Genomic DNA, 15124 nt, shown 5'->3' with positions numbered 1-15124 from the left:
TTTCTTAAAAGAATGTGACCCTATGCTCTAACAAGCTAGTGCTTATCTCCTTTAAATGAAGTGATAATAAGGCATCAATAGTTGGAATTGTAGTAAGAATAGAAAATTTTCTGATAATTCCTTGCAAAAGCGAGTTAGCTTTGTTATAATGAAAGCGCAAATAATTCAAAGGAAAAGGAAAAAAATGCCTAACTTATTAGAAAAAACTCGTAAAATCACATCTATTTTGCAGCGTTCCGTAGATAGCCTAGAAACAGAATTACCGTATAACACAATGGCATCTCGCCTAGCAGATATCATTGACTGCAATGCTTGTATTATCAATGGCGGCGGCACACTGCTTGGTTATGCCATGAAATATAAAACTAACACTGATCGTGTTGAGGAATTTTTTGAAGCTAAACAATTTCCAGATACTTATGTAAAGGCTGCTAGCCGAGTTTACGATACAGAAGCTAACCTTTCTGTCGAAAATGAATTGACTATATTCCCTGTTGAGTCTAAAGACACTTATCCAGGAGGTCTAACGACTATTGCGCCGATTTATGGTGGAGGGATGCGCCTTGGATCACTCATTATCTGGCGTAATGACAATGAGTTTAGTGATGATGATTTGATTTTGGTTGAGATCTCAAGTACTGTTGTGGGGATTCAACTATTAAATCTTCAGACAGAAAACTTAGAAGACACCATCCGTAAACAAACAGCGGTCAACATGGCAATTAATACGCTTTCTTATTCAGAAATGAAAGCTGTTGCAGCAATTCTTGGAGAGTTAGATGGTAACGAAGGACGATTGACAGCTTCTGTTATTGCTGATCGTATTGGTATTACCCGTTCTGTTATTGTCAATGCTCTGCGTAAACTAGAAAGTGCAGGGATTATTGAAAGTCGTTCTCTTGGTATGAAAGGGACATACCTCAAAGTTATCAACGAAGGTATTTTTGCTAAATTAAAAGAATTTTAAATAGAAAAAGACAACATCTCTTGAAAAGAGATGTTTTTTGCTGTTAATGGTAGATGCAAATAGATGTCTTGATACCTGTAATAAAAACTGATACAATGCCATATATAAGAGATAAGGGGAGAGGTTTCCCTGTTTAGGAGATAGTGATGAGAGCATTGATTTCAATTGATTACACAAATGATTTTGTAGCAGATGATGGTAAATTAAGTGCAGGTAAATCTGCTCAGGCTATTGCCACTAAAATAGCAGAGGTAACTAAAACGGCATTTGATCAAGGAGACTATATTTTTTTTGCTATTGATTGTCATGATCAAAATGATTCTTGGCATCCTGAGAGTAAGCTATTTGCAGCACATAATATCAAAGGAACTACTGGACGCCATCTTTATGGTCCACTAGCTGAAGTTTACAGTTATATGAAGCAACATCCCAGAGTTTTTTGGATTGATAAGCGTTATTATTCAGCTTTTTCGGGGACTGATTTAGATATTAGACTACGAGAAAGAGGTATCACTCAATTAGTGTTAACAGGAGTTTTATCTGATATCTGTGTCTTACATACTGCTATTGACGCTTATCATCTTGGTTATCAATTAGAGATTGTTAAATCGGCTGTCGCTAGCCTTACAAAAGAATCTTATGAGTGGTCTTTGGCTCACTTTGAGCAGGTTCTTGGTGCTAAGCTTATTAACGATTACTAAAAGAGCCTACCAAACTATTGATTCAGTGACTAAGAGTTTGGTAACCGTAATCATTGCTCTATGTGGTTTTACCGTATGTATGGGTTAGGTAGATGAGGTATGTGACATGCTGGTCAGAATTAGTCCTGATGATTCTTGTGCTGTCTAAAAGGCAACTAAACTTTGGACTGTGTCAGATAGAACACATGTTTTTTTGAAGGAGACAGGATTTTAGCTGTTTGAGAAATGATTTGAGTTGATGGTTTAGAGGATCGTCTCACAGCCATTAGACAAACTCTAGTCTTTTCAGCATTAGAATATAAATAAAGCTTCAAACTCTTGAATGCTAGAGTCTGTACCATTTTTATCTTAGGCTTATCACATCACATGTTGTTACAATCGTTGAGGATTTGGTAAATTAGAATAAAGCACCCCTTTACTACCTTCGTAAACATATTACCGACTTGAAAGAACGTTACTTTTTCTGTGATGTTTGTAGGAAAATACTTGGAAGAATACGTTGACAGGGGTATTTTTGATAAGGAGCCGTTCCAGACCTTTGATCAGAAAGGGATTGGCCGTCTCTTTAGCCCGTTCGGTTAAGCCTGAGTTGAAACTTGGTATTTGTGGGGAACATGGTGGCGATCCTGCTTCCATTGCCTTTTGCCACAGCCAAGGCCTGACCTACGTTTCTTGTTCGCCATTTAGAGTGCCGCTTACTCGCTTGGCGGCTGCTCAGGCTGCCATCAAAGCTTCAGGCCACAGTCTTACCCAAGACAAATAGAGTTTAGTTTGTCACACTTCCTGACTAAGGTTTTCTGACCTTAGTCAGGAAGTTTTTTGCTGTATGGCTTTCTAGAATTGCATTAGTCACCTATGGTAAATGGGAGCAATTGTGATATAATAATTGAGACTATGTAAAAATGATGTGAGGAGTTTTTCCGCTACCTTTGGAGAATAGCAGGGCTGTTCTTTGGAATTGGAATACTTCTGATCATCTTGGATGGGAGAAATCATGAAAATTTCTGAAGAAGAAGTTCGCCATGTCGCGAAGCTATCAAAATTATCATTTTCAGAAAGTGAGACAACAACCTTTGCAACGACCTTATCCAAAATCGTTGATATGGTTGAATTGCTGAACGAAGTTGATACCGAAGGTGTCGCCATTACAACAACCATGGCAGATAAGAAAAATGTGATGCGTCAAGATGTCGCTGAAGAAGGAACAGACCGTGCCTTGCTCTTTAAAAATGTTCCTGAAAAAGAAAATCACTTTATCAAGGTACCTGCTATTTTGGATGACGGAGGAGATGCCTAATGTCTTTTAATCATAAAACCATTGAAGAGTTGCATGACCTCCTTGTAGCTAAGGAGATTTCAGCAACAGAATTGACCCAAGCAACACTTGAAGACATCAAGTCTCGTGAGGAGGCTGTCGGATCGTTTATCACTGTTTCAGAAGAAGTTGCTCTTAAACAAGCTGCGGCAATTGATGCCAAAGGTATTGATGCTGATAACCTCATGTCAGGTATTCCGTTAGCTGTTAAGGATAATATTTCAACCAAGGAAATCCTAACCACAGCCGCTTCAAAAATGTTGTATAACTACGAGCCGATTTTTAATGCCACATCAGTAGCAAATGCCTACGCTAAAGACATGATTGTTATTGGAAAAACCAACATGGACGAATTTGCCATGGGTGGTTCAACAGAAACCTCTTATTTCAAGAAAACGAAAAATGCTTGGGACCACACAAAAGTACCTGGAGGCTCATCAGGTGGTTCGGCAACAGCAGTCGCTTCAGGACAAGTCCGTTTATCTCTTGGTTCAGACACTGGTGGTTCTATTCGGCAGCCAGCTGCATTTAATGGTGTTGTCGGTTTGAAACCAACCTATGGCACTGTTTCTCGCTATGGTCTCATTGCTTTTGGAAGTTCACTTGATCAGATTGGACCTTTTGCTCCGACAGTTAAAGAAAACGCCCAATTATTAAATGTGATTGCAAGTAGCGATGTCAAGGATGCCACTTCAGCGCCTGTCCGCATTGCAGACTACACATCTAAGATTGGTCGTGACATTAAAGGCATGAAGATTGCCCTTCCTAAAGAGTATCTTGGCGAAGGGATTGATCCTGAGATTAAGGAAACGGTTCTTGCGTCAGTTAAACAATTTGAAGCCTTAGGAGCTACTGTTGAGGAAGTCAGCCTTCCACATAGCAAGTACGGTGTGGCTGTTTATTATATTATCGCTTCGTCAGAAGCGTCTTCAAACTTACAACGTTTTGATGGCATTCGCTATGGTTTCCGTGCTGACGATGCTAAAAACTTGGATGAAATCTATGTTAACACTCGTAGCCAAGGCTTTGGTGATGAGGTGAAACGTCGTATCATGCTTGGAACCTTTAGTTTGTCATCGGGTTATTATGACGCTTATTTCAAAAAGGCCGGTCAAGTGCGCACTTTGATTATTCAAGATTTTGACAAGGTTTTTGCGGATTATGATCTTATTCTAGGCCCAACAACACCGACGGTTGCTTTTGGCTTAGACACACTCAACCACGATCCTGTTGCCATGTATTTGGCCGACTTATTGACCATTCCGGTTAACTTGGCTGGTCTGCCAGGTATTTCTATTCCAGCAGGATTCGTCGATGGCTTGCCAGTAGGGCTTCAATTAATTGGTCCGAAATACGCTGAAGAAACCATCTATCAAGCAGCAGCAGCCTTTGAAGCGGTGACAGATTATCACAAGCAACAACCGATTATTTTTGGAGGTGACAAGTAATGAATTTTGAAACCATTATTGGGCTTGAAGTCCATGTGGAATTAAATACCAATTCCAAAATTTTCTCACCTTCGTCAGCTCACTTTGGTGAGGACCCAAATGCCAACACGAATGTGATTGATTGGTCTTTCCCAGGGGTCTTACCAGTCATGAACAAAGGGGTGATTGATGCGGGCATAAAAGCAGCGCTTGCCCTTAATATGGACATCCATAAAGAGATGCACTTTGACCGCAAAAATTATTTCTACCCAGATAATCCTAAAGCTTATCAAATTTCACAGTTTGATGAGCCGATTGGCTACAACGGCTGGATTGATATCAAACTAGAAGACGGTTCAACCAAGAAAATTCGTATTGAACGCGCACACTTGGAAGAAGATGCTGGTAAAAACACTCATGGCACAGATGGTTATTCTTATGTGGACCTTAACCGCCAAGGAGTTCCTTTGATTGAGATTGTGTCAGAAGCCGACATGCGTTCTCCTGAAGAAGCCTATGCTTATTTGACAGCTCTGAAAGAAATCATCCAGTATACGGGTATTTCTGATGTCAAGATGGAAGAAGGCTCCATGCGTGTGGATGCCAATATTTCTCTTCGTCCTTACGGGCAAGAACAATTTGGAACAAAGACCGAATTGAAAAACTTGAACTCCTTCTCAAATGTCCGTAAAGGGCTTGAATTTGAGGTGGAACGTCAAGCCAAACTCTTGCGTTCAGGTGGTGTGATACGCCAAGAAACGCGCCGCTATGACGAAGCGAATAAGGGGACTATTTTGATGCGGGTCAAAGAAGGGGCAGCGGACTATCGTTATTTCCCAGAACCAGACCTGCCATTATATGAGATTGATGATGCTTGGATTGACGAGATGCGTGCTCAATTACCTCAATTCCCAGCTCAGCGTCGTGCTAAATACGAAGAGGAACTTGGCCTCTCAGCTTATGATGCTAGCCAGCTAACAGCTACCAAAGTCTTGTCAGATTTCTTTGAAACTGCAGTAAGTCTTGGTGGCGATGCCAAGCAAGTCTCTAACTGGTTGCAAGGAGAAGTTGCCCAATTCTTAAATGCAGAAGGCAAAACCATTGAAGAAATCGCTCTGACACCAGAAAATTTGGTGGAGATGATTGCTATCATTGCTGATGGTACAATCTCTTCTAAAATGGCTAAGAAGGTCTTTGTGCATTTGGCTAAAAACGGTGGCTCAGCACGTGCCTACGTCGAAAAGGCAGGACTTGTTCAGATTTCTGATCCCGCTGTTTTGGTACCAATTATTCACCAAGTCTTTGCTGATAATGAAGCTGCAGTAGCTGATTTCAAATCAGGCAAACGTAATGCTGATAAGGCTTTCACAGGCTTCTTGATGAAGGCAACCAAAGGTCAAGCTAATCCACAAGTCGCTCAACAATTATTGGCACAAGAATTGCAAAAATTGCGAGATTGATAGTTGCTGATAGCAATAAGTTAAAGTATTTTGTCTCTGAAAAAAAGGCGGTCGGTCTTTCACAGGCTGCCTTTTTGTATGTCATGTTAGTGACCGCCTATAAAAAGACCATCATCTATGCTAAAATAAGACTGACAGGTATTGCTTTAGAACCTTCAGGAGTTTCTGACGGGTATTTAATGAACTATCACGTTTGTCTACACTATTATTAGCGATTAGCTGTGTGATAAAGTTTGTTAAGTTATTTAGTGTGTGAAGACTTCTAGTCGTTCTCGGTCTATCTATCTTAATAGAAGGAATTGTTTTTTCTATTTTACTCAGGCACGGAAACACTTACTAAAGAAGAAGGTAAAGGAATCAACTAAAGTTAAGAACATTTAATGGATAGCAGTTCTTCTAAAAGGATTTTACAAGAAAGGAGGTGTTAACGATGATATGGTCTTTAATTGTAGGTGCCTTTATCGGCATGATAGCAGGTAAAATGACTGAAAAAAGCCAGTCCATGGGTTGTTTTACTAATATTATCGCAGGTCTCATAGGGTCAGCTGTTGGGCAAAGGCTTTTTGGGGATTGGGGAATTCAGTTGGCAGGTATGGCTATTTTCCCGTCCATTTTGGGAGCAGCAATTGTAATTGTACTTGTTTCAGCTATTTTTGGAAAAAGGTATTAAAAAAAGGCTGCATGGAAGTTTCCAAGCAGCCTTTTTGCAACATAAAATGTCTTATCTTTTTATTGGTTGCATCCTCATTATAAGATAGTTGTGTGAAAATTTAATATCGTTTTCTTGACAAATAGTTAGATTTTGTTACTGTTTTGACATCATTTTGTAACGTCAGTTTAGTTGTAGTGTGGGTCTGTTGTTATATATATTTGAGCGAAATACACAAATGTAATCGTTTGGAAATTTATGTGATGATTTGAATTGTAGCAATAGCATTGTTTTTAATAAAATAGACAATAAGTCAGTGGTCTATTTGATCTCAAATAGCCATCAGGAAGTGTTTTGCAAGTGTTTTCTTTAAATGCTATAATAATTAATAAGACAGTTTAGGAGGTTGAAATGACAAAAACAAGGTTGTATATTGCCAGACATGGAAAAACGATGTTTAATACCATTGGTCGCGCTCAGGGTTGGAGTGACACACCTCTTACAAAAAAAGGAGAAGAAGGTATTCGAGAACTTGGCCTAGGTTTAAAAGATGCAACTATACCATTTAAGGCTGCGTTTTCAAGTGATTCAGGTCGAACCATGCAGACAATAGAAATTATTTTAAGAGAATCAGAAAACGAATTTTTGCCTTATACTAAAGATAATCGTATTCGTGAGTGGTGTTTTGGGAGTCTAGAAGGGACTTATGATTCAGAATTATTTCTAGGTGTCCTTCCAAGAACAAAAGCCTTTGAAAATCGTGATAACCTACGTGATGTTCCCTATTCTGAACTGGCAGAAAGCATCGTGGAAGTAGATACCGCTAATTGGGCAGAACCATGGGAAGTTCTTCGTAAGCGCATTTGGGAGGGGTTTGAAGCTATTGCCTTGTCTATTCAAAATGCTGGCGGCGGAAATGCTCTTGTGGTTAGCCATGGTATGACAATTGGAACGTTTCTGTGGTTGATTGATCCAGATCGAGACAAACAGTATATTGATAATGGGAGCGTTACAGTTGTTGAATTTGATGATGGCCAATTTACGATAAAGACTATTGGAGATATGAGTTACCGCTACCGCGGTCGTGAAATAATAGAAGAACGGTCAGATGAAATATAATTCGTTAAACTATTTAGTGCAATTGCTAATTGTTATTGTTTTTTTAGGAGGGCTTTACCTCTTTATAAAACCAGAAGAGTCAGTAACACCAACTCAGTTGAATAAAAAAGAAATCCAACAAAAAGATATCAAAAAAACGGACCGTTTACGAGCTTTACCTAAGGTATCTGTTGAAGATTGGGAGTTGGTTTTAGTAAACCGCGATCACATTACAAAAGAAATGAGTCCTGAATTAGCTGACATTAATGGTATTTCTGTGGATAAACGCATTGAGCAAGCCACTAGTGACTTTTTAGCAGCAGCACAAGCTATCGACTTGCAAGAACATCTTATCTCTGGGTACCGTTCCGTAGACTACCAAACAGAGCTTTACCAATCTTATATTAAAAAAGAGATGGCTAACGATCCAACATTGACACAAGAAGCTGCGGAGGCTTTGGTGCAAACCTATTCACAGCCGCCAGGGGCTAGTGAACATCACACTGGTCTTGCTATTGACATGAGCACTGTAGATACTTTAAATGCCAGTGATCCATCAGTAGCTAAAGCAGTTCAAAAAATTGCACCTGATTATGGGTTTGTCTTGCGCTTTCCAGAAGGAAAAAAGACTAGTACAGGGGTTGATTATGAGGATTGGCATTACCGCTATGTAGGCAAGGCGTCTGCTCGTTATATGGCTCAGCACAACCTAACGTTGGAAGAGTACATTGCTGCTTTAAAGGAGAAACGATGAGAAAACGACTAAAGTTTCCGTATTTTTTAACGCTTCTAGCTTGCTTTTTATTGCTGATTGTTTGTCCCTTACTGAGTAGCCAAAGGATAGCTAGTGCAGATAAAGAAGTAAGGGTGAACTACAGCCAAAAACAATTTATTACAAAAATGGGTAAAGAAGTTAAACCATTGGCAAAATATTATGGCATTAGACCATCTATTTTGATTGCTCAAATTCTTTTGGAAACCCATGATGGAAAAACATTACTAGCGTCTAAGTATCATAATCTTTTTAGCAAGAAAGCAACTCCAGGACAAGTGGCCATTACCCTAAAGTCCCCTAAACAAACCAACCAAAACGTGAGATATGCTATTTATAAAGATGACGCTAGTGCAATTAGAGATTATTTACGAATGCTTCGGCAGGGAAAAGAAGTCGATAAGCGTTTGTATCGTAATCTTGCTACAGAAAAAGGGTATAAAGCACCAGCTAAAAGTTTACAAAAGTATTTGCATTATACTGATAAAACCTATGCTAGGCGACTAATTCAGGTCATTGAAAGTAACGATTTAACAAACTATGACTGAAATTAGCGCTCTTTATAAAAGAGTGCTAATTTTTTTGAGTTTTTTTCTTGACATGTCTCCCATAAAGAGTATAATAGAATTATAAATTAGCAGTCTACTAAATAGAGTGCTAAACGAAAGGGAGTGGTTGGTTTGTGATTACACAACGTCAAAATGATATTTTGAATTTAATCGTTGAGCTATTTACACAAACTCATGAACCAGTAGGGTCTAAAGCTTTACAGAGAACGATTGATTCTAGTAGCGCCACTATTCGTAATGATATGGCAAAACTAGAGAAGTTGGGATTGTTGGAAAAAGCGCACACTTCTAGTGGACGGATGCCAAGTCCAGCTGGTTTTAAGTATTTTGTAGAGCACTCCCTCAGGCTAGATAGTATTGATGAGCAAGATATTTATCATGTCATAAAAGCTTTTGATTTTGAAGCATTCAAATTAGAAGACATGCTTCAAAAAGCTAGTCACATTTTAGCGGAGATGACGGGCTATACATCCGTTATTTTAGATGTGGAGCCAGCTCGTCAACGTTTAACAGGGTTTGATGTTGTTCAGCTTAGCAACCATGATGCTCTAGCAGTCATGACTTTAGATGAATCTAAGCCAGTGACAGTGCAGTTTGCTATTCCAAGAAACTTTTTGACACGTGACTTGATAGCATTTAAAGCTATCGTAGAGGAGCGCTTGCTGGATAATAGTGTCATAGATATTCATTATAAGTTGAGGACAGAAATTCCTCAGATCGTTCAAAAGTATTTTGTGACTACGGATAATGTTTTACAACTATTTGATTATGTTTTTTCAGAGCTGTTTTTGGAAACGGTATTTGTTGCTGGCAAGGTAAATTCTTTAACGTATTCAGATCTATCAACGTATCAGTTTTTGGATAATGAACAGCAAGTAGCAATTTCTTTGAGGCAAAGTCTGAAAGAAGGTGAGATGGCTTCTGTCCAAGTGGCAGATAGTCAAGAAGCCGCACTTGCAGATGTGTCAGTTTTAACTCACAAATTTTTGATTCCTTACCGTGGGTTTGGACTCCTGAGTTTGATTGGTCCTATTGATATGGATTATCGTAGGTCTGTTAGTTTGGTAAACATTATTGGAAAGGTATTGGCTGCTAAATTAGGTGATTATTATCGATACCTAAATTCTAACCATTATGAAGTTCACTGATAATGGCAGTATTCAATAAGTTATTTAAAAGGAGGCACTCAGTGTCAGAAGAAATTAAAAAAGACGATTTACAAGAAGAAGTGGAAGCCACTGAAACTGAAGAGACAGTTGAGGAAGTTATTGAAGAAACTCCTGAAAAATCAGAGTTAGAACTTGCAAACGAACGTGCTGATGAGTTTGAAAATAAATACTTGCGAGCTCATGCAGAAATGCAGAATATACAGCGTCGCTCTAGTGAAGAACGTCAACAACTTCAACGCTATCGTTCTCAGGATCTGGCAAAAGCAATCTTACCATCGCTTGACAATCTAGAACGTGCCTTGGCTGTTGAAGGGTTGACAGATGATGTTAAAAAAGGTTTAGAAATGACTCGTGATAGCCTTATTCAAGCACTAAAGGAAGAAGGCGTAGAAGAAGTAGAAGTCGACTCGTTTGACCACAACTTTCATATGGCAGTTCAGACCCTCCCAGCCGATGATGAACATCCAGCCGATAGCATTGCAGAAGTCTTTCAAAAGGGATATAAATTGCACGAGCGTCTGCTAAGACCAGCGATGGTAGTTGTTTATAACTAAGGTAAATGAGTTTTCGTTTTTGTCCGTAATGACAGTAAACTAGATAGCAAGTTAGAAGCTATTTCGCTTGCTGATTAAACTATAGTGATTGCTTAGAATTGGAAGTAAAATAATTCGAGTGCTTACTAAGATAAATTGAAATAAAAAGTAATAAAGTATTATAAAATAAGAGGTATTAACATGTCTAAAATTATTGGTATTGACTTAGGTACAACAAACTCAGCAGTAGCAGTTCTTGAAGGGACTGAATCAAAAATCATTGCTAACCCAGAAGGCAATCGTACAACTCCTTCAGTAGTATCATTCAAAAATGGTGAAATTATCGTGGGTGATGCTGCAAAACGTCAAGCAGTGACAAACCCAGAAACAGTAATCTCTATTAAATCTAAAATGGGAACTTCTGAAAAAGTTTCTGCAAATGGTAAAGAATATACTCCTCAAGAAATTTCAGCAATGATTCTTCAATACCTTAAAGGTTATGCTGAAGACTATCTTGGAGAAAAAGTAGAAAAAGCAGTTATTACTGTTCCAGCTTACTTCAACGATGCACAACGTCAGGCAACTAAAGACGCTGGTAAAATTGCAGGTCTTGAAGTAGAACGTATCGTTAACGAACCAACAGCAGCCGCACTTGCTTATGGTATGGATAAGACTGACAAGGATGAAAAAATCTTAGTTTTTGACCTTGGTGGTGGTACATTTGACGTATCAATCCTTGAATTAGGTGATGGTGTCTTCGACGTTCTTGCAACAGCAGGTGATAACAAACTTGGTGGTGACGACTTTGACCAAAAAATTATTGATTTCTTAGTGGCTGAATTTAAGAAAGAAAATGGCATTGACTTATCACAAGATAAGATGGCACTTCAACGCTTGAAAGATGCTGCTGAAAAAGCTAAAAAAGATCTTTCAGGTGTGACACAAACACAAATTTCATTACCGTTCATCACTGCTGGTTCTGCCGGTCCTCTTCACTTGGAGATGAGCTTATCTCGTGCTAAATTTGACGATCTCACTCGCGACCTTGTAGAACGTACGAAAACTCCAGTTCGTCAAGCCCTTTCAGATGCAGGATTGTCATTGTCAGAAATTGATGAAGTTATCCTTGTTGGTGGATCAACTCGTATCCCAGCAGTTGTCGAAGCTGTAAAAGCTGAAACTGGTAAAGAACCAAATAAATCTGTAAACCCTGATGAAGTGGTTGCTATGGGTGCTGCTATCCAAGGTGGTGTTATCACTGGGGATGTGAAAGACGTTGTCCTTCTTGACGTAACACCATTGTCACTTGGTATTGAAACAATGGGTGGTGTCTTCACTAAATTGATCGACCGCAATACAACTATCCCAACATCTAAATCACAAGTCTTCTCAACAGCAGCAGACAACCAACCAGCTGTTGATATCCATGTTCTTCAAGGTGAACGCCCAATGGCAGCAGATAACAAGACTCTTGGTCGCTTCCAATTGACTGATATCCCAGCTGCACCTCGTGGAATCCCACAAATTGAAGTAACATTTGATATCGATAAAAACGGTATTGTTTCTGTAAAAGCTAAAGACCTTGGTACGCAAAAGGAACAACACATCGTTATCAAATCAAACGACGGACTTTCTGAAGAAGAAATTGATCGCATGATGAAAGACGCTGAAGCTAATGCCGAAGCCGATGCGAAACGTAAAGAAGAAGTTGACCTTAAAAACGAAGTTGACCAAGCTATCTTTGCTACTGAAAAAACAATCAAAGAAACTGAAGGTAAAGGCTTTGATACAGAACGCGATGCAGCGCAATCAGCTCTTGACGAGTTAAAAGCTGCGCAAGAATCTGGCAACCTTGACGACATGAAAGCTAAACTTGAAGCATTAAATGAAAAAGCGCAAGCTTTGGCTGTTAAAATGTACGAGCAAGCTGCAGCAGCTCAACAAGCAGCACAAGGTGCAGAAGGTGCACAAGCTAATGATTCAGCAAATAATGATGATGTTGTAGATGGCGAATTTACAGAAAAGTAATGATTTAGTTATCTAGTAACATTAATATCCGAATTCAGAGGTTGTACCAAACCTCTGTTTTTGGCTAAATAAAATGTAAAAATGCTGACGTCAAAATATTTTAAGAAAGGAATACAAGTTCGATTATTCGAACACAGGCTAAAGCGTGTAAAGACTCTTTTGCGGATTTGAACACGCCTACGACTCTGCGAAAAAAGAGAAATACCTCCTAGATACGAGAGTATCTTTGTCGGATTTCCTATTTTTCATTAAGTCGTTTTACAGCTTGGTATCTTACATTATGAACAATACAGAATATTACGATCGTCTGGGGGTTTCTAAGGACGCTTCTCAGGACGATATCAAAAAAGCTTATCGAAAAATGTCTAAAAAATATCATCCAGATATCAATAAAGAAGCTGGAGCGGAGCAAAAGTATAAGGATGTTCAAGAAGCTTACGAAACCTTAAGTGATTCACAAAAGCGTGCTGCTTATGATCAATACGGCGCTGCAGGTGCTCAAGGCGGCTTTGGTGGCGGAGCAGGCGGCTTTGGTGGTTTTGACGGAGGTGGCTTTGGTGGTTTTGAAGATATCTTCTCAAGCTTCTTTGGTGGCGGTGGAAGCCGAAACCCAAATGCCCCTCGTCAAGGTGACGATTTGCAATATCGTGTTAATTTATCTTTTGAAGAGGCTGTATTTGGTGTTGAAAAAGAAGTTAGCTATAATCGCGAAGCAACCTGCGGCACTTGTTTAGGCTCAGGTGCAAAACCTGGTACCGCTCCAGTAACTTGTCGTAAGTGCCATGGTTCAGGTGTAATGACAATTGACACCCAAACACCACTTGGTATGATGCGTCGACAAGTCACCTGCGATATTTGTCATGGTAGTGGTAAGGAAATTAAAGAACCCTGTCAAACCTGTCACGGTACTGGTCATGAAAAGCAAGCTCATAAAGTGTCTGTTAAGATTCCAGCTGGTGTAGAGACTGGTCAGCAAATCCGTTTACAAGGTCAAGGAGAAGCTGGCTTTAATGGCGGACCTTATGGTGATTTATTTGTTATTTTGAATGTCTTACCAAGTAAGCAATTTGAACGCAATGGTTCCACTATTTACTACAACTTAGATATTTCTTTTACTCAAGCAGCCTTAGGAGATACTGTTGAAATTCCAACGGTTCATGGCGATGTTGAGATGGCTATCCCTGCTGGGACACAAACAGGTAAAACCTTCCGCCTCAAAGGCAAAGGAGCACCAAAACTCCGTGGTGGAGGTCAAGGGGATCAACATGTTACCGTTAATATTGTGACCCCAACCAAACTCAATGACGCTCAAAGGGAAGCCTTGCAAGCATTTGCAGAAGCGAGTGGTGAAAAAATGTTACATCCAAAGAAAAAAGGTTTTTTTGATAAAGTGAAAGATGCCTTAGAGGATATTTAAAGATGTCAAACGTATAATTTCAGGATAATTTTCCCGAAGTTATACGTTTTTTTACGTCAAAACAGTTAGAGAAAACGTTTTCTTTTATAGATATCGTTTTTTTCTCTTGTCAAAATGGTTTATTTAGTATATCATAATTAGGTAATTGATTTGATTATCAAATGATTTTAAAGAGAAATAATTTCTTAGTCAAATAAATTATCAGAAAAGAGGATTGTTATGCAGTTTAAACACATCATCTTTGATGTTGTAGATGATCTTGCGACATTGACTTTAAACCGTCCAGAGGTTTCAAACGGTTTTAATATTCCAATTTGTCAAGAGATTCTGGTAGCATTAGCAGAAGTTAAACGCGATACATCTGTGCGTTTTTTATTAATTAAAGCCGTTGGAAAAGTGTTTTCAGTTGGTGGTGACCTAGTTGAAATGCAAGAAGCTGTTGCAAAAGATAATGTGCAGTCGCTAGTCAAGATTGCTGAACTGGTACAAGAAATTTCTTTTGCAATAAAGCATTTGCCAAAACCAGTCATCCTTTGCGCCGATGGAGCTGTAGCTGGAGCGGCTTTTAATATAGCTTTAGCTGTTGACTTTTGTATCGCTAGTACTCAAACAAAATTTATCCAAGCTTTTGTAAATGTTGGACTAGCACCGGATGCCGGTGGTTTATTTCTATTGACTCGTGCAGTAGGACTTAATCGTGCAACTCACCTTGTGATGACAGGTGAAGGAATTACTGCTGATAAAGGTCTCGATTATGGGTTTGTCTACCGTACGGCAGAATCTGATAAACTAGACAAAGTTTGTCTTCAACTTTTAAAGCGATTGAGACGTGGCTCTTCAAATTCTTATGCTGGAATGAAATCATTGGTCTGGCAAAGTTTTTTCACAGGATGGGAAGATTATGCTAAGGCAGAGCTTGCTATTCAAGAGGAGCTAGCTTTCAAGGAAGATTTTAAAGAAGGTGTCATAGCTTTTGGAGAAAGGCGCCGACCAAATTTTCAAGGTAAGTAAGACAGCTA

The 15124-nt window shown here is 39.2% G+C and carries 16 protein-coding genes; all 16 read left to right on the top strand.

All coding sequences use genetic code 11. The features are described 5' to 3' along the window. The first annotated feature begins 184 nt into the window (after nt 1-184). Nucleotides 185-967 carry a GTP-sensing pleiotropic transcriptional regulator CodY gene (codY, locus tag B6D67_RS08280; RefSeq protein ID WP_002983278.1) on the top strand — a complete coding sequence of 261 codons (783 nt, stop codon included), beginning with the start codon at nt 185-187 and terminating at the stop codon, nt 965-967. Between the two features lie 146 nt (nt 968-1113). Next, complete coding sequence (locus B6D67_RS08275; RefSeq protein WP_010922604.1) at nt 1114-1668, top strand: cysteine hydrolase family protein; 555 nt, start codon at nt 1114-1116, stop codon at nt 1666-1668. A 538-nt stretch (nt 1669-2206) separates the two neighbouring features. Then, the gene (locus B6D67_RS08260; RefSeq protein ID WP_002988560.1) at nt 2207-2431 is read left to right on the top strand and encodes a putative PEP-binding protein; all 225 of its coding nucleotides are present in this window, start codon (nt 2207-2209) and stop codon (nt 2429-2431) included. Between the two features lie 231 nt (nt 2432-2662). Continuing rightward, nucleotides 2663-2965: an Asp-tRNA(Asn)/Glu-tRNA(Gln) amidotransferase subunit GatC gene (gene gatC, locus B6D67_RS08255; RefSeq protein WP_002988561.1), complete on the top strand. Its 303-nt coding sequence runs from the start codon at nt 2663-2665 to the stop codon at nt 2963-2965. Then, entirely contained in the window at nt 2965-4431 is a 1467-nt protein-coding gene (gene gatA / locus B6D67_RS08250) for an Asp-tRNA(Asn)/Glu-tRNA(Gln) amidotransferase subunit GatA (protein ID WP_011285681.1), read from the top strand. The genes gatC and gatA overlap by 1 nt, the downstream gene beginning before the upstream one ends. Next, nucleotides 4431-5870: an Asp-tRNA(Asn)/Glu-tRNA(Gln) amidotransferase subunit GatB gene (gene gatB / locus B6D67_RS08245; protein WP_010922602.1), complete on the top strand. Its 1440-nt coding sequence runs from the start codon at nt 4431-4433 to the stop codon at nt 5868-5870. Before gatA ends, gatB begins: the two co-directional genes overlap by 1 nt. Beyond that, nucleotides 5867-6082, top strand: coding sequence for a hypothetical protein (locus B6D67_RS08240; RefSeq protein WP_002991523.1), 216 nt, complete (start codon nt 5867-5869; stop codon nt 6080-6082). The genes gatB and B6D67_RS08240 overlap by 4 nt, the downstream gene beginning before the upstream one ends. Before the next feature lie 218 nt (nt 6083-6300). Next, entirely contained in the window at nt 6301-6540 is a 240-nt protein-coding gene (locus B6D67_RS08235) for a GlsB/YeaQ/YmgE family stress response membrane protein (protein ID WP_002988565.1), read from the top strand. Nucleotides 6541-6930: 390 nt separating this feature from the next. Beyond that, complete coding sequence (locus B6D67_RS08230; RefSeq protein WP_002995490.1) at nt 6931-7638, top strand: histidine phosphatase family protein; 708 nt, start codon at nt 6931-6933, stop codon at nt 7636-7638. Continuing rightward, the gene (locus tag B6D67_RS08225) at nt 7628-8371 is read left to right on the top strand and encodes a M15 family metallopeptidase (protein ID WP_010922601.1); all 744 of its coding nucleotides are present in this window, start codon (nt 7628-7630) and stop codon (nt 8369-8371) included. Before B6D67_RS08230 ends, B6D67_RS08225 begins: the two co-directional genes overlap by 11 nt. Next, nucleotides 8368-8937 carry a glycoside hydrolase family 73 protein gene (locus B6D67_RS08220; protein ID WP_010922600.1) on the top strand — a complete coding sequence of 190 codons (570 nt, stop codon included), beginning with the start codon at nt 8368-8370 and terminating at the stop codon, nt 8935-8937. Before B6D67_RS08225 ends, B6D67_RS08220 begins: the two co-directional genes overlap by 4 nt. A gap of 134 nt (nt 8938-9071) precedes the next feature. After that, nucleotides 9072-10106 carry a heat-inducible transcriptional repressor HrcA gene (gene hrcA / locus B6D67_RS08215; RefSeq protein WP_002988568.1) on the top strand — a complete coding sequence of 345 codons (1035 nt, stop codon included), beginning with the start codon at nt 9072-9074 and terminating at the stop codon, nt 10104-10106. A gap of 2 nt (nt 10107-10108) precedes the next feature. After that, nucleotides 10109-10681, top strand: coding sequence for a nucleotide exchange factor GrpE (grpE, locus tag B6D67_RS08210; RefSeq protein WP_002983313.1), 573 nt, complete (start codon nt 10109-10111; stop codon nt 10679-10681). 180 nt (nt 10682-10861) lie between these two features. Further along, nucleotides 10862-12688: a molecular chaperone DnaK gene (gene dnaK / locus B6D67_RS08205; RefSeq protein WP_010922599.1), complete on the top strand. Its 1827-nt coding sequence runs from the start codon at nt 10862-10864 to the stop codon at nt 12686-12688. Nucleotides 12689-12968: 280 nt separating this feature from the next. Beyond that, entirely contained in the window at nt 12969-14105 is a 1137-nt protein-coding gene (dnaJ, locus tag B6D67_RS08200; RefSeq protein ID WP_002993772.1) for a molecular chaperone DnaJ, read from the top strand. Between the two features lie 219 nt (nt 14106-14324). Further along, a complete protein-coding gene (locus B6D67_RS08195; protein WP_010922598.1) occupies nt 14325-15116 on the top strand; it encodes an enoyl-CoA hydratase in 792 nt (263 codons plus the stop codon). Nucleotides 15117-15124 lie beyond the last annotated feature (8 nt).

It is taken from the genome of Streptococcus pyogenes, assembly GCF_002055535.1.
Classification (GTDB): Bacteria; Bacillota; Bacilli; order Lactobacillales; family Streptococcaceae; genus Streptococcus; species Streptococcus pyogenes.
Note: the sequence above shows the minus strand (reverse complement) of the source record. Positions and strands in the feature narration are given on the sequence as shown.

Coding starts and splice junctions, on each gene's coding strand:
- codY (WP_002983278.1), top strand. CDS start 185: ATGCCTAACTTATTAGAAAAAACTCGTAAAATCACATCTATTTTGCAG.
- B6D67_RS08275 (WP_010922604.1), top strand. CDS start 1,114: ATGAGAGCATTGATTTCAATTGATTACACAAATGATTTTGTAGCAGAT.
- gatC (WP_002988561.1), top strand. CDS start 2,663: ATGAAAATTTCTGAAGAAGAAGTTCGCCATGTCGCGAAGCTATCAAAA.
- gatA (WP_011285681.1), top strand. CDS start 2,965: ATGTCTTTTAATCATAAAACCATTGAAGAGTTGCATGACCTCCTTGTA.
- gatB (WP_010922602.1), top strand. CDS start 4,431: ATGAATTTTGAAACCATTATTGGGCTTGAAGTCCATGTGGAATTAAAT.
- B6D67_RS08235 (WP_002988565.1), top strand. CDS start 6,301: ATGATATGGTCTTTAATTGTAGGTGCCTTTATCGGCATGATAGCAGGT.
- B6D67_RS08230 (WP_002995490.1), top strand. CDS start 6,931: ATGACAAAAACAAGGTTGTATATTGCCAGACATGGAAAAACGATGTTT.
- B6D67_RS08225 (WP_010922601.1), top strand. CDS start 7,628: ATGAAATATAATTCGTTAAACTATTTAGTGCAATTGCTAATTGTTATT.
- B6D67_RS08220 (WP_010922600.1), top strand. CDS start 8,368: ATGAGAAAACGACTAAAGTTTCCGTATTTTTTAACGCTTCTAGCTTGC.
- grpE (WP_002983313.1), top strand. CDS start 10,109: ATGGCAGTATTCAATAAGTTATTTAAAAGGAGGCACTCAGTGTCAGAA.
- dnaK (WP_010922599.1), top strand. CDS start 10,862: ATGTCTAAAATTATTGGTATTGACTTAGGTACAACAAACTCAGCAGTA.
- dnaJ (WP_002993772.1), top strand. CDS start 12,969: ATGAACAATACAGAATATTACGATCGTCTGGGGGTTTCTAAGGACGCT.
- B6D67_RS08195 (WP_010922598.1), top strand. CDS start 14,325: ATGCAGTTTAAACACATCATCTTTGATGTTGTAGATGATCTTGCGACA.